At 73.4% G+C, this 16,904-nt stretch carries 13 protein-coding genes and 3 pseudogenes; 8 read left to right on the top strand and 8 right to left on the bottom strand.

Going from position 1 to position 16,904, the window contains the following annotated elements; translation table 11 throughout:
* Positions 1–110: 110 nt before the first annotated feature.
* Positions 111–941 (bottom strand): SAM-dependent methyltransferase, encoded by an 831-nt coding sequence (locus tag ACFV6I_RS26290; protein WP_380343898.1) that lies wholly within the window; start codon positions 939–941, stop codon positions 111–113.
* Between the two features lie 244 nt (positions 942–1,185).
* Between ACFV6I_RS26290 and ACFV6I_RS26285 the strand changes: the two genes are divergently transcribed.
* The 6 genes and pseudogenes from ACFV6I_RS26285 to ACFV6I_RS26260 all read left to right on the top strand — a co-directional run.
* Entirely contained in the window at positions 1,186–1,533 is a 348-nt protein-coding gene (locus ACFV6I_RS26285; protein WP_380427985.1) for a PRC-barrel domain-containing protein, read from the top strand.
* A 145-nt stretch (positions 1,534–1,678) separates the two neighbouring features.
* Positions 1,679–1,945 carry a metal-sensitive transcriptional regulator gene (locus tag ACFV6I_RS26280; RefSeq protein ID WP_063350689.1) on the top strand — a complete coding sequence of 89 codons (267 nt, stop codon included), beginning with the start codon at positions 1,679–1,681 and terminating at the stop codon, positions 1,943–1,945.
* A 339-nt stretch (positions 1,946–2,284) separates the two neighbouring features.
* A complete protein-coding gene (locus tag ACFV6I_RS26275; protein ID WP_380427983.1) occupies positions 2,285–3,718 on the top strand; it encodes an endonuclease/exonuclease/phosphatase family protein in 1,434 nt (477 codons plus the stop codon).
* A gap of 14 nt (positions 3,719–3,732) precedes the next feature.
* Positions 3,733–5,724 (top strand): phosphocholine-specific phospholipase C, encoded by a 1,992-nt coding sequence (locus ACFV6I_RS26270; RefSeq protein WP_380427981.1) that lies wholly within the window; start codon positions 3,733–3,735, stop codon positions 5,722–5,724.
* A 97-nt stretch (positions 5,725–5,821) separates the two neighbouring features.
* Positions 5,822–6,295, top strand: a complete 474-nt coding sequence (locus tag ACFV6I_RS26265) for a VOC family protein (RefSeq protein ID WP_363582595.1) — start codon at positions 5,822–5,824, stop codon at positions 6,293–6,295.
* A gap of 4 nt (positions 6,296–6,299) precedes the next feature.
* Positions 6,300–6,647, top strand: a pseudogene (locus ACFV6I_RS26260) (SRPBCC domain-containing protein); the annotation flags it as partial.
* 273 nt (positions 6,648–6,920) lie between these two features.
* Here ACFV6I_RS26260 and ACFV6I_RS26255 read toward each other — a convergent pair.
* The 3 genes and pseudogenes from ACFV6I_RS26255 to ACFV6I_RS26245 all read right to left on the bottom strand — a co-directional run.
* Positions 6,921–8,102 (bottom strand): annotated as a pseudogene (locus ACFV6I_RS26255) (aromatic acid exporter family protein); the annotation flags it as partial.
* 107 nt (positions 8,103–8,209) lie between these two features.
* Positions 8,210–8,950: a polyprenol monophosphomannose synthase gene (locus ACFV6I_RS26250; protein WP_063350695.1), complete on the bottom strand. Its 741-nt coding sequence runs from the start codon at positions 8,948–8,950 to the stop codon at positions 8,210–8,212.
* A 270-nt stretch (positions 8,951–9,220) separates the two neighbouring features.
* The gene (locus tag ACFV6I_RS26245) at positions 9,221–10,798 is read right to left on the bottom strand and encodes a N,N-dimethylformamidase beta subunit family domain-containing protein (RefSeq protein WP_380427978.1); all 1,578 of its coding nucleotides are present in this window, start codon (positions 10,796–10,798) and stop codon (positions 9,221–9,223) included.
* A gap of 357 nt (positions 10,799–11,155) precedes the next feature.
* Between ACFV6I_RS26245 and ACFV6I_RS26240 the strand changes: the two genes are divergently transcribed.
* A complete protein-coding gene (locus ACFV6I_RS26240; RefSeq protein ID WP_380427976.1) occupies positions 11,156–13,057 on the top strand; it encodes an amino acid transporter in 1,902 nt (633 codons plus the stop codon).
* A gap of 83 nt (positions 13,058–13,140) precedes the next feature.
* Here the strand turns inward: ACFV6I_RS26240 and ACFV6I_RS26235 are convergent, their stop codons facing one another.
* From ACFV6I_RS26235 to ACFV6I_RS26225, 3 genes are all read right to left on the bottom strand, one after another.
* Positions 13,141–13,410 carry a GlsB/YeaQ/YmgE family stress response membrane protein gene (locus ACFV6I_RS26235; RefSeq protein WP_363582603.1) on the bottom strand — a complete coding sequence of 90 codons (270 nt, stop codon included), beginning with the start codon at positions 13,408–13,410 and terminating at the stop codon, positions 13,141–13,143.
* Positions 13,411–13,581: 171 nt separating this feature from the next.
* Positions 13,582–14,382: a HEAT repeat domain-containing protein gene (locus ACFV6I_RS26230; RefSeq protein WP_380427973.1), complete on the bottom strand. Its 801-nt coding sequence runs from the start codon at positions 14,380–14,382 to the stop codon at positions 13,582–13,584.
* Positions 14,383–14,490: 108 nt separating this feature from the next.
* The gene (locus ACFV6I_RS26225) at positions 14,491–15,180 is read right to left on the bottom strand and encodes a TetR/AcrR family transcriptional regulator (RefSeq protein ID WP_380343975.1); all 690 of its coding nucleotides are present in this window, start codon (positions 15,178–15,180) and stop codon (positions 14,491–14,493) included.
* A gap of 136 nt (positions 15,181–15,316) precedes the next feature.
* Between ACFV6I_RS26225 and ACFV6I_RS26220 the strand changes: the two genes are divergently transcribed.
* Complete coding sequence (locus tag ACFV6I_RS26220; RefSeq protein ID WP_380427971.1) at positions 15,317–16,591, top strand: FAD-dependent monooxygenase; 1,275 nt, start codon at positions 15,317–15,319, stop codon at positions 16,589–16,591.
* On the opposite strand, the pseudogene ACFV6I_RS26215 reads toward ACFV6I_RS26220, so the two are convergent.
* Positions 16,575–16,904, bottom strand: a pseudogene (locus ACFV6I_RS26215) (hypothetical protein); the annotation flags it as partial. The gene ACFV6I_RS26220 and the pseudogene ACFV6I_RS26215 sit on opposite strands and share 17 nt — an antisense overlap.

The following is a 16,904-nucleotide window of genomic DNA, read 5'->3' as shown; positions in this document are numbered from 1 at the left end:
CCTGCGCGCAGGGCGGAATCGTCGGATCAGCGGTTGTTCGGGGAGGGTCCCGGCTCGGGGGGGGGGGGGGGGATCAGTAGACCGGTCGGTATATTCCCCCCGGGGTGCCGTCAGGGCTTGCGACCCACCGCGCCGTAGATGCTGACGCGGTCGGCGCCGGGGGCGGGGGCGGTGTCGGGGCGCCAGAGGGGGACGGTGGTGATGCCGGGGTCGAGGAGGTCGAGGCCGTCGAAGAAGGTGCGGACCTCGTCGCGGGTGCGGCCGACGAGGGGGGCGGTGGCCTTGTCGTAGATGCCGGTGACGCGGTCGCGGACCTCGGCGGGGATGAAGTCGGCAGTGCCGTGCGAGAGGACGAGGTGGCTGCCGGAGGGGAGCGCGTCCATCAGCGTGTCGACCGCCTGGTACGGCTTGTCCTCGTCGCGCAGGAAGTGCAGGACGGCGGCCAGGACGAGGCCGACCGGTCGGGAGAGGTCGAGGAGCCCTGCGGCCTCGACGGCGGCGAGTACGGCGGACGGCTCGCGCAGGTCGGCCTGGAGGACGGCGGTCCGCCCCGGGCCCGTGCCGGACATCAGGGCGCGGGCGTGGCTGAGCACGATCGGGTCGTTGTCGACGTAGGCGACCTGCGCCCCGGGATTGGCGGCCTGGGCGATCTCGTGGGTGTTGCCGGCGGTGGGGATGCCGGTGCCGATGTCGAGGAACTGGTCGATGCCGAGGTCGGCGACGCAGCGCACCGCGCGGGTGAGGAAGCCCCGGTTGGCCCGCGCGGTGGAGCGGAACTCCGGATTGGCGGCGAGCGCCTTCTCGGCGGCGGCCCGGTCGGCGGGGAAGTTGTCCTTCCCGCCGAGGTAGTAGTCGTACATCCGGGCCGGGTGCGGGATGTCGGGCCGTAGGTCGGCCGGGGTTCCGGCTTCGCCGGACTCCCACAGGTCGTCGTGTCCCACGGCCGTTGCCTCCGTCTGTTGACGATCGGATGATCTGCTTGCAACTCCCTCGGCGGACAGCCTAAAGCCCAGGTCACGGCCCTGGTGGCGGTTGGTCGGGTCACCCCTGTATGTCCGTTTTCGTCGCCCATCGCGCGCCCCCGGTCGTCCCGGCGCAGGATGGGAGGTCCCGGCGGCGAACCGTCGCCGGACGACGGAAGCGGAAAGGCCGGGGAACGGGAGGTCCGACGCCGTGGTGATCGCTATGGCAGACATCCGCGAATGGCGCGGCCACGTCGTGGTCGACGAGAAGAGCCGCCGCATCGGCTCGCTGGAGTCCGTCTACGTGGAGACGGCCACCGACCAGCCGTTCTTCGCCACCGTCACGGTCGGCCTGGTGACCAAGCGCCGCCTGGTGTTCGTCCCGCTCGACGGGGCGGTCGTCGGGCCGGACTACGTCCGGGTGGCGTTCCCGAAGAACCAGGTCAAGCAGGCGCCGTCGATCGGCACCGACGACGTCCTGCCCGCCGAGGAGGAACCGGCCGTGTTCGCGCACTACGGGCTCCCGTACGAGACCGGCGCCGGTGGCGAGCGCCGCCTCGCCCGCCGCTGAGCACAGCCGCTGACCAAAGCCGCTGAACACCGCCGCTGAACCGCCGAAGGCCCCAGCGCCCCTCGCCCGCATCGCCCCGCCCGGGAATGGATACCCCGCCGGGTACAGTTGTCAGTCGACAGTCGATGCGAAAGGCGGCCCGGACATGCAGGTGGACGAGGAGTCGGTCGGCGCGGTCCTGAACCGGCTGCGCCGTGCCCAGGGCCAGTTGGCCGGGGTGATCGCGATGATCGAGGCGGGCCGTGACTGCAAGGACGTGGTCACCCAGCTCGCGGCGGTCTCGCGCGCCCTGGACCGGGCCGGGTTCAAGATCGTGGCCAGCGGCATGCGCCAGTGCATGGCCGTCTCCGACGAGGACACCCCGCCGATGAGCGAGGCCGAGCTGGAGAAGCTGTTCCTCGCCCTGGCATAAGTCAGGAAGCCGAGGAGCGCAGAAGCCAAGAGGCGCAGCAGCGCAGCAGCACAGGAGGGCCGCGACGGATCCCGTCGCGGCCCCCGGCGTTTCCGGCCCTCCCAGCGCTCCCGGCGTTTCCGCCGAGGATTCCCGCCGCCCGCCACGGAGTTCCCGAACCGCCCGATGGGCCGTCACGCGCCGTTCACGTCCCGGTCGCTGACTTTCGGATGAATGAGGGCCGCCCGCAGTTGTACAGCCAACTGCCGGGCCCTCCCTTCCCAGCCTCCGTGACCAGCCGCGCGCGGACCCGGCGCCGACCCCCGGCGGACCGGGCCCCGGGCGGCGGACAGGACAACCGTGGCCGCAGGCAGCGCCCTGACCCTCACCTCCTCCGCCAACCCCACCGAAGGCGACCGGCTCACCTTCCACTGGACGACCGACGCCCCCGACGCCAAGAACTGGGTCGGCGTGTACGACGGCGGCCGCCAGCCCGGCAACGGCAGCTCCCTCGTCTGGAAGTACGTCCCGGGCACCTCCGGCGACCTCCAGCTCGACACCTCCGCGCTGACCGGCGGCCCGTACACCGCCTACCTGCTCGCCAAGGACGGCTACGGCGTCCTCGCCCAGACGGCCCCGTTCAGCTTCCGCGCCAAGCCGGCCGTCGTCCGCCCGCACAGCGCCGTGGACGCCCTCACCACCGCGCCCGTCGCCCCTGGCGCGGCGGTCTCCGTCAAGCTCGGCGGCCTCTGGTCCCGCCCGGCCGGCAACCCGGCGGGGAGCGCCGCCTTCCGCAAGGTCAGCGGGCCGTCCTGGCTGAACGTCACCGCCGACGGCACGCTCACCGGCACCGCGCCCGCGGCGGGCAAGAGCCCCGAGGTGGCCGTCGTCGGCGTCAAGGACAGCGCGGGTGCCGTCGACACCGTCACCGTCCTCATCCCCGTGGTCGACCCCGCCGCGCCGCCGCGCCTCAAGGCCGCCAGCTGGAACCTGCACGACGCCGGCGCCGGGTACACCGACGCCCTGGAGAAGCAGCTGCGCGTCGTCCTCACCCAGGGCCTGGACGTGCTCGCCCTCCAGGAGACCGCTGGTGAGCGGGCGAAGACCCTGGCCGACGCGCTCGGCTGGTACGCCTACCAGAGCCCCGGCAGCGTCGGCATCCTGAGCCGCTACCCGCTCGCCGACGTCACCCCGCCGACCGCCGACCTGCCCGCCGCCGGGGCCACCGTGCAGCTCCCCGGTGGCCGGGCCGTCCGGTTCTGGGCCGCGCACCTCGACGAGGCCGGCTACGGCCCGTACGCGCTCCAGGACGGTCGGACGGCCGCCCAGACGGAGGCGGCCGAGACCGCCTCGCTCCGCGTGAAGCAGGCCAAGGCCCTGGCCGCAGCGGTGCGCGCGGACATCGCCCGGCACACTCCGGTGGTGCTCGCCGGTGCCCTCTCCTCGCCGTCCCACCTGGACTGGACGGCCGCCACCGCCGCCGCGCACGGCGGCGTCGGGGTGCTCAACTGGCCCGTCGGCGTGGCCCTTCAGGGCGCGGGGCTGACCGACACCTTCCGCGAGGAGCACCGCGACCCGGTCAAGTTCCCGGGCGCGACCTGGTCGCCCACCCGCAAGCAGCGCGGCGCCAAGCCCGAGCCGCAGGACCGCATCGACTACGTCCAGTACGCCGGCCCGCTGAAGCTGGTCGAGGCACACACCCTGGTCGCCGACTGGCCGCAGCCCGAGCCGAACACCGCCGCCAACGAGTGGCCCTCCGACACCGCCGCCGCCGTCGCCACTTTCCAGCTCTGAGAGGCCAGTTCGTGATGTCCGAGCTCTCCCGCCGCACCTTCGTCGGCGCCACCGCGGCCGTCGGCGCCACCGCCCTGACCGGATTGGGTGCCGCCCCCGCCGAGGCCGCCCCCGCCGCCGCCCCTGCCGCCTCCGAGCGGCTGACGGGCACCATCAAGGACGTCAAGCACGTCGTCGTGCTGATGCAGGAGAACCGCAGCTTCGACCACTACTTCGGCACGCTCAGCGGCGTCCGCGGCTTCGGCGACAAGCAGGCGCTCCAATTCCCGGACGGCGCCGACGTGTTCCGCCAGCCGGACAGCCGCCGCAGCGACGGCGGAGCCATGCTGCCGTACCGGATGGACACCTCGAAGTACAACGCGCAGAACGCCGGCGGCCTGCCCCACGACTGGGCGACCGGCCACCAGACGATCAACAACGGTGCGATGAACAAGTGGATCGCCGCCAAGGGCGAGCGCACCATGGGCTACTTCACCCGGGACGACATCCCCTACCAGTACGCCCTGGCCGACGCGTTCACCCTCTGCGACGCCTACTTCACCTCCCTCGCCGGCCCGACCGACCCCAACCGGCTCTACCTCTGGACGGGCACCTCCGGCCCCGGCCGCGACGGCACCACCGGGCCCTGGATCGACAACACCCCGGTCACCGACAACCCCGTCGCCGACTGGACCACCTACGCCGAGCGCCTGGAGCAGGCCGGCGTCAGCTGGCGGGTCTACCACAACCCCAGCAAGGACGACCGCACCGGCGACTACGACGACAACGCCCTCTCCTACTTCAAGCAGTTCCACAACTTCCCGCCCACCGACCCGCGTTACATCAACGCGATGACCAAGTTCGACCCGGCCGCCTTCGACCGCCACTGCAAGGACGGCACCCTGCCGACCATCTCCTGGCTGGTCGCCCCCTACCTCTTCTCCGAGCACCCGGAGGCCGGCCCGGCGTACGGGGCGCACTGGGTCAACCAGGCCCTCCAGTCGCTGATGTCCAACCCGGCGGTGTGGGAGCACACCGTCTTCCTGGTCATGTACGACGAGAACGACGGCTACTTCGACCACATGGTCCCGCCCACCCCCGAGCCCGGCACTCCCGAGGAGTTCACCCAGGGCCGCGCCATCGGCCTCGGCAACCGCGTCCCGCTGTGGGTCGTCTCGCCCTGGTCGCGCGGCGGTTGGGTCAACTCCCAGGTCTTCGACCACACTTCCGTGCTGCGCTTCATGGAGCTGGTCACGGGCGTCGCCGAGCCGAACATCTCGGCCTGGCGCCGGTCCGTCTGCGGCGACCTCACCAGCTGCTTCGACTTCGCCGCGCCGAACCCGTCCGTCCCGTCGCTGCCCGACACCACCGCCCTGATGGCCAGGGCCGACGCGGGCACCAAGCTGCCCGGCGTCGCCCTCCCGGCGGTCGGAGCCCAGTCGATGCCCGTCCAGGAGCGCGGCGAGCGCCCGCACCGCCCGCTGCCCTACCAGCCGTGGGCCGACGTGGAGGTGGACCGCAAGACCGGCAAGGTCACCTGCACGATGAGCAACGACGGTTCGGTGGCCTTCCCGTACACCGTCTACCCGAACATCGCGCTGCCCTTCGCGGGCACCCCGTACACCGTCGCCCCCGGCGCCACCGCCCGGTACGTCTGGGACGCCGCCACCACCAACGGCCGCTACGACTTCACCGTCCACGGCCCGGACGGCTTCGTCCGCCGCTTCGCCGGCACCGTGGTCCGGGACGGGCAGGACGGCCAGAACGACATCGGCGTGCCGATCGTCACCGCCGACCTGCACGGCAGCGTGCGGCTCACCTTGCAGGTGGCCAACGACGGCATGACCGACGTCTCCTTCACCGCCGCCCCCAACGACTTCGCCGGCACCGCGCAGACCGTCCGGGTCAAGCCCGGGCAGCAGGTGAACCTGTCCTGGCCGCTGGACAAGCAGGGCCGCTACGACGTCGTCGTCACCGCCCACACCGGCCTGCGCTTCGTGCAGCGCTACGCGGGCTGGGTGCACTGACCCGGTAGCGGGCGGGCCGCGGGCCGGGGGCGCCGAACCGGTGACCCCCGGCCGTGGCTCGGCCGTCCGGGCGGGGCCCGGGGCTACCGTCGGGCGCATGCAGAAGATCACCACCTTCCTCTGGTTCGACGACCAGGCCGAAGCGGCCGCCACCTTCTACACCTCCCTCTTCCCCAACTCCCGCATCACGCAGGTCACCCGCTACCCCGAGACCGGCCCCGGCGGAGCCGGCTCGGTCATGACCGTCGCCTTCGAACTCGCCGGGCGGGAGTACGCGGCCCTCAACGGCGGCCCCGAGTTCCACTTCACCGAGGCCATGTCGCTGCAGGTGGAATGCGACGGCCAGCAGGAGGTCGACGAGCTCTGGGCCAAGCTCACCGCCGACGGCGGCCAGGCGGGCCCGTGCGGCTGGCTCAAGGACCGCTTCGGCCTCTCCTGGCAGATCACCCCGCGCGTCCTGCTCGACCTGATCGCCGACGAGGACCGGGCCAAGGCCGGCCGGGTGATGGCGACGATGATGCGGATGCAGAAGATCGAGGTCCAGCCGCTGCTCGACGCGGCCAGGGGCTGACGCGATGGCCGCGCCCGCCTTCCGCAGCACCCTCTACCTGCGCGCCACCCCCGAGCGGGTCTGGCACGCCCTCACCAACGCCGACGAGTCCGGCCTCTACTGGGGCCACCGCAACGTCTCCACCTGGCTGCCCGGCGCGCCCTGGGAGCACCAGCGGGCCGACGGCTCCGGGACGGCCGACGTGATCGGCGTCGTCGAGGCCGTCGACCGCCCGCACCGGCTGGTCACCACCTGGGCGGGGCCCGGGGAACGACGCCCGGGCGGTCCCTCCCGGGTCACCTTCGAGCTCCGGGGCTGGCACGACCTCACCCGGCTCACCGTCACCCACGACCAGCTGGCCGACGAGGCCGAGCGGGCGGACGTCGAGCAGGGCTGGTCGGCGGTGCTGTCCAACCTGAAGACCTACCTGGAGACCGGCCACCCGCTCCCGCAGGAACCCTGGTCGATGCCCTGTGGGCGGTGTCGCAGGCGCGCGGCCGGCGCGCCCGCGCGCGTGGGGGGGGGTGGGCCCTGGGCGCTCCGCCGGGCGGGCGCCCCGGCGCCCCCCGAGCTCTCCCCTCCGACACTCGTGCGCCGCGTCAGCGGTGACACAGCGACCGGGCGGCACCGCCACGTCGACACCTGGCAGCCCGGCGAACCGCGAGAACCGCTCCCGGCTCGCCACCGAGGCCCGGTCCAGCTCCTCCATCAGCCGCCGGCTGCGGTGCTCCAGGTCCAGTTCGTCCAGGATCCGGTCCACCTCGGCCAGTATCGAACCGTGCAACTGCCACGCCTCCGGGTGCTCCCGCACCTTCTGCAGCAGCACCTGGGCGACGTTCTCCCGGCAGGTCCAGGCCGCGGCCAGCTCGGCGGTCAGCCGCCGCTCCGCCTCCTCGGCGCTGCGGCTCACCTGGGTGGTGACCAGCACCGCGAAGCTGACCATGGCCCCGCCGACGTGCGCCAGCAGTTCCTCCAGGCCCACCGCGACGTCCGGCGGGAACAGCCGCTCGCCGGGCGCGCGCCGCTTGGCCAGGTCGGTCAACGAGCGCGCCAGCACCCGGATCACCACCACGCAGATCTCCAGGGTGTCCAGTCCGGTGCGCAGCACCAGCCGGGACAGCAGCCCGTCGTTGATCCGCGGATTGAGCCGCAGGCTGTCCTCCGCCTGGCGCAGTGCCACGTCCACGTCGGCGATGGCGTGGTCGAGCCGGCGGGCCTCGTGCAGCTGCTCGGCGGCCCGGGCGACCGGGGTCGGACGGCCCAGCTGCTCGGCGATGTCCAGCAGCAGCTGCCGGGCCCGCCGGGCGAGGTCCTCGATCGACTCCCCGGCGGTGTCCACCCAGACCGGCGGGGCGAACAGCAGGTTGAACAGCAGGCCGACGGCGGCGCCGATCAGCGTCTCCAGCACCCGGTCCCAGGCCTGCGAGGCGAGCCCGCTGACGCCGAGGATCAGCATGGCGCTGATCGCGACCTCCTGGACGAACTCCTCGACCCGGACGAACCGGCCGACGACCAGCGAGGCCAGGATGATCAGCCCGAGGCTCCACCAGGAGAGCCCCACCACGGCGCTGAAACCGGTCGCGATCAGCACGCCGACCACCACCGAGTTGACCCGGCGGATGCTGGTCTTGAGCGTCGAGTAGACGGTGACCTGCACCACCAGCAGCGCGGTGAGCGGGGCCGTCAGCGGGGCTGGCTCGTTGCTGAGCCGGGTGGCCACCGCGAAGGCGAGGGTGGCGGCCACGGTGGCCCGTACGGTCTGGACGACGAACGGTTCTCGGGCGCCGCGGCGGATCAGGGCCGTGAGGGACTCCGGGAGAAGGGCCATGTCGCCCTTCTTTCCCTGTGGCAGCCCTTCACACCGCCGAGCCGCCCGACCGGCACCCGTATGCCCGGGCCTTGACCCGGGCCAGGGTCACGGCGGCGGGATACGGCCTACCGCGGGTCCTGACGGTTCAGCCGCAGCTTCCAGGGCGCCAGCGCCGACTCGACCTGCACCCCGATGCTCATCTTCGACGCGCCCTCGATCCGCTCCTCGAAGCGGATCGGCACCTCGCGGATCGTCAGGCCGCGCTGGACGACCCGGTAGTTCATCTCGACCTGGAACGAGTACCCGCTGCTCTGCACGGTCGGCAGGTCGATCGCCCGCAGGGTGCTCGCCCGCCAGGCCTTGAAACCGGCGGTGGCGTCCCGGACGCCCAGGCCGAGGATGGTGTTGACGTAGAGGTTGGCCCACGCGGACAGGGCCTTGCGGTGCCAGGGCCACTCCGCGGCAGTCGAACCGCCGGGCACGTAGCGGGAGCCGAGCACCACGGCGGTGTCGTCGGCCAGCAGGGCCTGGACCATCGCGGGTATCGCCGAGGCCGGGTGCGAGAGGTCGGCGTCCATCTGGACCACGACGTCGGCGTCCTCGTCCAGGGCCCGGGCCATGCCGGCCAGGTAGGCGCGGCCGAGGCCGTCCTTCTCGGTGCGGTGCAGCACGCCCACGGTGCCGCCGGACTCCGCGGCGAGCTTGTCGGCGATCTCGCCGGTGCCGTCCGGCGAGTTGTCGTCGACCACCAGCAGGTGCAGGCCCGGTACCGGGAGGTCCGCGAGAAGACCCGCGAGGACCGGAAGGTTCTCCCGCTCGTTGTACGTGGGGACGACGACAACGACCTTCGGGGAGGCCTCGACCATGTTCTGTTTCCCTCGTGCCCTTTCCGGCCGGCACCCGTGCCACGCCGGACGGTTGTCCTTGACGACCTGCGGTGGATGAGACCGTGCGAGTGTATCGGTGCGGCGGACGGTTCCTCGCCCCGGGTGACGGGCTGGGCACGGCCGGCCACGGCCCGGAAATCCGTTCGACCGCGATGCGTGCCCGGGGCGCCGCGTCACCGCCCCGATCCGTCGTTCCGGGAAATTTCTTCGACGGCCCCTCGCAGACGGTCCCTCGCAGCTCCCGGCGGGCTACGCCCCGCCGTAGACGGTCGCGAGGTTGTCCCGGGCCGGGTGGGCCAGGCCGGCCGGGCCGGCGGCGAAGGTGCGCAGGACGTTCTCGGTGACCCGGCGGACCAGGTCCCCGGCCCGGGCGTCGATCCCGTGGTCGGCGCTGCCGCCCCCGGGCCCGTGCGCGTCCAGGGCCTCCACCCAGCGCATCGTCCCGGAGGCGAACACCCCGGCGCCGCCCGGCACGGTGTAGTACGCGGTGTCGGAGTGCGAGCGGCGGCCCTCGCAGACCACGGGGGAGTGCGCGATCACCTCGATCGGACGCGGGGTGGGGAAGGCGGTGTCCACCCGGTCGTACTCGACGCCGACCAGGTGCGGGAACGACGCCCCGGCGGCGACGCCGGTGCCCTCGAACGCCCAGTGCTCCGGCGAGCCGACCACGTACGGGGCGTCCACCGGGTAGCCGTCGTAGATCACGCCGAGCATCGAGCTCTCCGGGTCGGCGCCCGGGCCGGCCCGGAAGTCGGTGGTCGCCGGGGCGCCGGTCTGGTGGCCCGGGTCCTGCGCCCACGCGTCCTTGTAGCAGACCACCGTCCGGTCCGGGCCCAGCTCCGAGGGCTCGAAGCGGACCCGGCGGAAGCAGCAATTGGCGCCCAGGACCGCCAGGTTGGTGCCGGCGTCCCGGGCCGCGACCACCTGGGCGCGCTGCTCGGGGGACCAGTACTCGTCGTGGCCGAGCGAGAGGACGGCGCTCGCGCCGTGCAGCAGCCCGGGCTCGCGGGCCACGTCGATCCCGGTGGTGTAGGCGAGCGGCAGCCCGAGCCGCTCGGCGAGCGCGACCAGTGGCGCCTCGTACACCAGGAACAGCCCGGCGCCGTGGTCGTAGTCGTAGGGCCGATCGAAGACCACCCGCAGCGAGCGGGTGGCCAGACCGCCGGTGGGGCCGTTGTAGAGGCTGTACCCGCCCCACCCGTTGTACGCCTGCCAGGTGGCGGGGGCGCTCATCACCACCGTCCGCCCGGCGGTGGCGGCGGAGCGGACGGTGAGCGGGACGTAGCGCTGGCCGGAGCCGTCCTCGGCGTCCAGGCGCAGCAGGTAGGCGCCCTCGGGCCAGCCGGTGGTGTCCACGGCGAGGGTGCGCTGCCAGCCGGTCAGCACGGTCCTGGTCGCGGGGTCCACGTGCGGGGCGGGCTGCCGGCCGCCCGGGACGTGCTCGCGGCGCCAGACCAGGCGGGCGCGGGCGCCGTCGTACCAGCCGGTGCGGTAGGCGGAGACGGTGAAGGCGGCGGCCGGGGTGGAGACGTGCAGGCCGAACTGCTCACCGGGCAGCACGCTGACCCGGTCGGCGAAGCCCTCGATGGCGTCGGCGGGGCCGGGGTCGGTGATCTCCCAGTCGGGCGCGCCGGGCAGGGACTGCTCCGGCGGGACGTCCACGTGCTGGGCGTCAGCGGTCGGGGCGGGGTCGTCGGCGGAGGGGCGCGGGGCAGGGCCGTCGGACGAGGAGTGCGGGGCGGGGTCCGGGCGGCGGGTGCCGCAGGAGGCGGTGGCCGCCGCCAGCAGGCCCAGGCCCAGAATCCCCCGCCGACTCGGTTCCGCCACCGCTGCCTCCCTGGTGTCCGTCCTCGGCAAAACCTGCACACATCGGTCGATCGCGCGGACATCCTCGCCCGTTCCGGGCAGCAGGTGCGGCCCGCCGCGCCGGGACGACCAGCACGGCGGGGCGCCGCCCGCCACCGCTGAGGGCCGTCCGGGGCACCGCTGGCGTGTCCGGACGCGCTGCTCCCCGGCGGCACCGATCCGGTCCCCTAGCCTGACCAGGCCCGCCGTCCGGCGGCCTTTGGGGGCCGGAGCCGAGCGCGGCCGGCCGACTCGTGGACAGGGGTGCACGTGGTGTCGTCGGATTCGGCCGATCCGGGGGTGACGCCCGCGACCCGCGGCGCGAGGTTCCGGGCGTGGATGCTGGAAGGCCTGTCGGACATGGCCAAGCAGCACCCCGGCCCGCACGCCGAGGCGCCGCACGTCAAGGGCCAGCGCTGGTGGCGGGTGATGTGCCTGACCGGCCTGGACTACTTCTCCACGCTCGGCTACCAGCCCGGCATCGCCGCCCTCGCCGCCGGCCTGCTCTCGCCGCTGGCGACCATCGTGCTGGTGATCGTCACCCTGCTCGGCGCCCTGCCCGTCTACCGGCGGGTCGCCCAGGAGAGCCCGCACGGCCAGGGCTCGATCGCGATGCTGGAGCGGCTGCTGTCGTTCTGGCAGGGCAAGCTCTTCGTTCTCACGCTGCTCGGCTTCGCGGCCACCGACTTCATGATCACCATCACCCTGTCGGCCGCCGACGCGACCGCGCACCTGGTGGAGAACCCGCATCTGCACAGCGTGCTGACCGGCAAGCAGGTGACGATCACCCTCATCATGGTGGCCCTGCTCGGCGGGGTCTTCCTCAAGGGCTTCAGCGAGGCGATCGGCATCGCCGTCGTCTTGGTCGCGGTCTACCTCGCGCTGAACGTCGTGGTGGTGACCAACGGACTCTGGCACGTGCTGAAGGCCCCGCACGTCGTCGGCGACTGGACCGACGCGCTCACCGCCGAGCACGGCAACGTGATCGCGATGATCGGCGTCGCACTGATCGTCTTCCCGAAGCTGGCGCTCGGTCTGTCCGGCTTCGAGACCGGCGTCGCCGTGATGCCGCACATCGAGGGCGACCCGGACGACACCGAGGAGAAGCCCACCGGCCGGATCCGCGGCGCCCGCAAGCTGCTCACCACCGCGGCCGCGATCATGAGCTGCTTCCTGATCACCACCAGCCTCATCACCACCCTGCTGATCCCGGCGGACGCCTTCAAGGCGGGCGGCCAGGCCAACGGGCGGGCGCTCGCCTACCTCGCCCACCAGAACCTCGGCAACACCTTCGGCAGCGTCTACGACCTGTCCACGATCGCCATCCTCTGGTTCGCCGGCGCCTCCGCGATGGCCGGACTGCTCAACCTGATGCCGCGCTACCTGCCCCGCTACGGCATGGCCCCGCACTGGGCCCGCGCGGTGCGCCCCACCGTGATCGTCCTCACCCTGATCGCCTTCCTGGTCACCTGGCTGTTCGACGCCAACGTGGACGCCCAGGGCGGCGCGTACGCGACCGGCGTGCTGGTGCTGATCAGCTCGGCCGCCATCGCCGTCACCATCGCCGCCCACAAGTCCGGGCAGCGCCGCAGGACGGTCGGCTTCGCCGTGATCGCCGGGGTCTTCCTCTACACCACGGCCGTGAACATCGCCGAGCGGCCGGACGGCGTCAAGATCGGCGGCTGCTTCATCGCCGGCATCATGCTGGTCTCCTTCCTCTCCCGGCTCAAGCGGGCCTTCGAGCTGCGCGTCACCGACGTGGTGCTCGACGCCGTCGCGGAACGCTTCGTCCGGGACTACATGCACCGCCCGCTGCGGCTGATCGCCAATGAGCCGAACAGCCGGGACCTCGCCGAGTACCGCGACAAGATCCGCCAGATCCGCGCCGACAACGACATCCCGGTCGAGGACGACCTGGTGTTCGTGGAGGTCACGGTGCTCGACCCGTCCGACTTCGAGGCCGAGCTGGCCGTGCGCGGCGAGGTGCTGCACGACCGCTACCGGGTGCTGACGCTGCAGAGCTCCAGCGTGCCGAACGCGCTGGCCGCCCTGCTGCTGCGGGTGCGGGACCTCACCGGGCAGCAGCCGCACATCTACTTCGAGTGGACCGAGGGCAACCCCTTCGCCCAGTTCCTGCGGTTCTTCCTGTTCGGGCAGGGCGAGATCGCCCCCGTCACCCGCGAAGTCCTGCGCGAGGCCGAACCGGACCGCAGCCGCCGCCCGGCCGTCCACGTCGGCTGACGGCACCTCCCCGCCGAACGGGTCGACCGTCTCCGCCTCTGCTCAGTGGCAGTCCAGGTCAGCGGCAGTCCGGGTCGTCCGGGTCAGCGGCTCGGGTGGGACTTGCTCCAGGCCGGGGCGACGAAGGCCACCAAGGCGACGGCGAAGCCGAGTTGGAGAAGGTGCCGGATCCAGTCGATGCCCGAGGTGTGGCGGACGCCGATCCATCCGGAGACGGCGTTGCCGAGCCAGGCCCCGGCGGCGCCGAGCAGCATCGTCAGCCACCAGGGGATCGACTGCGGCCCGCGCAGGATCAGCTTGGCCAATACGCCCAGCACGAAGCCGATGAGCAGAATCCACAGGAGCTGGAACATCGCAGTCCACCTTCCGGGCGCCGCCGGACTGACACCGGCGCGCCGAATCGCCGAGACGCGGTTCGTCCCATGATCGCCCGGATCGGCCGAACGGGCACGTCGGGAGCTTCTACGGCTCCGGCTGCACCTGCTCGGTCCCGAGCTTCACCGAGGACTCCTGGCGGCCGGCCCTCAGCGCTCCAGTGCCGCCTCGACGGCCTCGCGGACGTCAGGGTGCGGGTCGTTCGCGAGACCGTCGAGCAGGGCGGCGACACCCGGGGTGGACCAGCCGGCGACGGCCCACACCAGTTCCTCGCGCACGGCCGGGTCCGGGTGGGCGGCCAGCCGGGCGAGGCGGTCCAGTGGGCCGCGGCGGCGGCGCCCGAAGCTCTGCAGGGCGGCGAGCAGTTCGGCGGGGTCGCCCGGCTCGCCGGCGGCCTCGATCCGGGCGAGCAGGACGGGCACGGGCGGCGGCGGGGCGTCCAACGGGTGCTGGTGGCGCTCGCGCAGTCGACGGCTGCCGTACCCGCCGACGGGCTGGCAGCCCATGCAGGGACAAGGCCGGGTGCCGTGGGCGTTCGGCTGGTAGCGCCAGCCGGAGACCTGCGGCACGCCGCGGATCCGGTGGACCTCGCGGGCGCCCACCGCGCGCGGCACGAACACCTCCCAGCCGCGCGGGTCCGCCAGTTCGGCGATCCGCCGCACCGCCTCGGCGGCGGGTACCCACTGCTGGGCGTCCCTCGCGCGGTCCCGGTAGTGCCCGGCCAGCACCTGCTGCGTGTCGTCCAGCCGGAGGTGCACCGCGACCAGCGAGCCCCCGGTGCCGAACCGGGCCAGTTCGCGCAGCCACTGGTGGGTCAGCGGGTACGAGGGCAATACCGGGAAGCAGTACAGCCCGCGCACCCCGCCCTGCCCCCGGCTGTCGGCCCGGATCCCGGCGCGGCGGATCCGCGGCGCGTTCGCCGCGGCGGTCAGGTGCACGAACATCGCCATGGCCCGGGATGCTAGCGGCTGACCGAACGCGGGCCCATCGGATTTCCTCGGGAGGCGGGGCGGCGCGGGGCGGGGCGGGAGGCAGAGCAGGAGGCGGGGCGGGAGGCGTCAGGCGGTGCCCGTGCGGCGGGTGATCAGTGCGGCGAGGCCGTCCAGGATGCGGTCCAGGCCGAAGTCCAGGGCCTGGTCGCGCCCGTCCTCGCCGGTCATGGCGGCGGCCAGGGCGGGGTAGCGGTCGGCGTGCTGGTGCACCAGCGTGCCGAGGGCGGTGAGGAGTTCGGCTTCGGGGGAGCCGTCGGGCCCGGCGGCGCGGGACTGCTGGGCGATGCTGCGGACGTGTCCGGCGAGCAGGACGGCGGCGTCCATCCGCTCGGGGCCGGTCAGTCCGTGGCCGTCGAGGGCGGTCACCACCCGTTCCAGCCAGGTGAGTTCCTTCGGGCCCATCACCCGGGGGCCGACGGTGGCGTCGAGCAGCCACGGGTGGCGGCCGAACGACTCGGTCAAGTGGTGTGCCCAGGCCGTGAGTTGGCTCCTCCAGTCGTGGGCGTGCCGGTCCTGCGGGGGCTCGCCGACGGCGGCCTCGACCATCAGGGCGACGAGTTCGGCCTTGCCGGGCACGTAGCGGTAGAGCGACATCTTGGTGAAGTCGAGCAGCCCGGCGACCTTCTGCATCGAGACCGCGCCCAGGCCTTCGGCGTCCGCGATCTCGACGCCCGCCGCCGCGATCCGCTCCAGGCTGAGGGCCGGTTTCGGCCCGCGGGTGGGCTTGGCCGGGGGGCCCCAGAGCAGCCGCACCATGTCGTTCGCCGCCTCGCTCACATTCCGCTCCCGTTCTGGGGGTTGCTCGTCCGACCTAACTGCGTCTACCGTACACAGCAGCAAATAGTGTCCACCAGACACAGTTTCTCGATCCTCTCGGACGGAGTGGTTTCCCATGAGCACCAAGGTCCTGATCTCGGGCGCGAGCATCGCCGGCCCCGCCCTGGCCCACTGGCTCAGCCGGTACGGCTTCGAGGTCACCGTCGTCGAACTCGCCCCGGCGCTGCGCGGCGGCGGCCAGAACGTCGACTTCCGCGGCCGCACCCACCTGACGGTGCTGGAGCGGATGGGCGTCCTCGACGAACTGCGCGCGCTCGACACCGGCGGCAGCCCGATGACCTTCCTCGGCGCCGACGGCCGCCGACTCCTGCACCTGCCCGCCGAGTTCGCGGGCGGCGAACTGGAGATCCCGCGCGGCGAACTCGCCCAGCTGCTGTACCGGCACAGCCGCGCCCGCGCCGAGTACGTCTTCGGCGACTCCATCACCGCCCTGGAGGAGACCCCGAGCGGCGTGCGGGCCGCCTTCCGGCACGGCGCGCCGCGCGAGTTCGACCTGGTGATCGGCGCCGACGGGCTGCACTCCAACGTCCGCCGGCTCGCCTTCGGCCCCGAGCAGCGCTACGTCCGCCACCTCGGCTACTACGCGGCCACCTGGCAGTTCCCCAACGACCTCGGCCTGCCGCCCGGTTCGGTCGGCCTCAACGTCCCCGGCCGGCTCGCCTCGATCGGCGCCGACCACCGCGACCCGGCCCGCGCGGGCGCCTTCTGCCTCTTCGCCTCGCCCGAACTGCGCTACGACCGCCACGACCAGGAGCAGCAGAAGGCCCTGGTGCGGGACGCCTTCGCGGGCCTGGGCTGGGAGGTGCCGCGCCTGCTGGAGAGCCTGCGGCACGCCCCCGAGCTCTACTTCGACTCGATCAGCCGTGCCGACGTCCCCACCTGGTACAGCGGCCGGATCGCCCTGCTCGGCGACGCGGCCTGCGGCGCCACCATCGGCGGCATGGGCACCGGCACCGCCGTGGTGGCCGCGTACGTCCTGGCCGGCGAACTGGCCCGCGCCCGCGGCGACCACCGCACCGCCTTCGCCCGGTACGAGCAACTGCTGCGCGGCTACGCCCAGGGCTGCCAGAAGGGCGGGGACCGCACCGGCCCGTTCCTGGCGCCGCGCACCGCCACCGGCCTGCGCGTGCGCAACGGGCTGCTGAACCGGCGCTGGGTGCTGAACCGGATGCTGGAGCTCGGGAAGCAGGTCTCCAGCGTCGAGCTGCCGGACTACGAGCTGCCGAAGGGCGGGCTGCCGGACTACGAGCCGCTGGAGAGCGAGCTGCCGGAGAGCGAGCTGCCGAAGTGCGCGCGCGAGTCGGCCGGTCGGTTCAGTGCGGCGGGCTGATCCGGGCGCCGCCGTCCAGGGCCGCCTCCACCTGGACGGCCGCCCGGGCCGGGCGTTCGACGGCCAGCGTGTGGTCCGGGGCGGGCCGGTCGGCGGACCAGTCCGGGCCCTTGACGGCGAGCCGGGTGACCCGCCGGCTGCCCGCCGCGAGCAGGAACTCCGTCCCCTGCGGGGAGCGCCACCAGGCCCAGCCGACGACGTCCTGCTCGAACCGGGGGGGCCCCCGCCCCCGGGCCCCGCCCCGGCGGCGGGGGGCGCGGGGGGGGGGGCGCACGTGGGGGGGGGGGGCGCGGCCCCCCCCCCGCCCACCGGG

The organism is Kitasatospora sp. NPDC059803, from assembly GCF_042732255.1.
Classification (GTDB): Bacteria; Actinomycetota; Actinomycetes; order Streptomycetales; family Streptomycetaceae; genus Kitasatospora.
Note: the sequence above shows the minus strand (reverse complement) of the source record. Positions and strands in the feature narration are given on the sequence as shown.

What these genes read in the sequence shown, in the direction of transcription:
- ACFV6I_RS26230 (WP_380427973.1), bottom strand. Translation starts at nt 14,382, where the DNA reads ATGGCGATGTTCGTGCACCTGACCGCCGCGGCGAACGCGCCGCGGATC.
- ACFV6I_RS26270 (WP_380427981.1), top strand. Translation starts at nt 3,733, where the DNA reads ATGTCCGAGCTCTCCCGCCGCACCTTCGTCGGCGCCACCGCGGCCGTC.
- ACFV6I_RS26235 (WP_363582603.1), bottom strand. Translation starts at nt 13,410, where the DNA reads ATGTTCCAGCTCCTGTGGATTCTGCTCATCGGCTTCGTGCTGGGCGTA.
- ACFV6I_RS26265 (WP_363582595.1), top strand. Translation starts at nt 5,822, where the DNA reads ATGCAGAAGATCACCACCTTCCTCTGGTTCGACGACCAGGCCGAAGCG.
- ACFV6I_RS26225 (WP_380343975.1), bottom strand. Translation starts at nt 15,180, where the DNA reads ATGGTGCGGCTGCTCTGGGGCCCCCCGGCCAAGCCCACCCGCGGGCCG.
- ACFV6I_RS26280 (WP_063350689.1), top strand. Translation starts at nt 1,679, where the DNA reads ATGCAGGTGGACGAGGAGTCGGTCGGCGCGGTCCTGAACCGGCTGCGC.
- ACFV6I_RS26285 (WP_380427985.1), top strand. Translation starts at nt 1,186, where the DNA reads ATGGCAGACATCCGCGAATGGCGCGGCCACGTCGTGGTCGACGAGAAG.
- ACFV6I_RS26240 (WP_380427976.1), top strand. Translation starts at nt 11,156, where the DNA reads ATGCTGGAAGGCCTGTCGGACATGGCCAAGCAGCACCCCGGCCCGCAC.
- ACFV6I_RS26250 (WP_063350695.1), bottom strand. Translation starts at nt 8,950, where the DNA reads ATGGTCGAGGCCTCCCCGAAGGTCGTTGTCGTCGTCCCCACGTACAAC.
- ACFV6I_RS26220 (WP_380427971.1), top strand. Translation starts at nt 15,317, where the DNA reads ATGAGCACCAAGGTCCTGATCTCGGGCGCGAGCATCGCCGGCCCCGCC.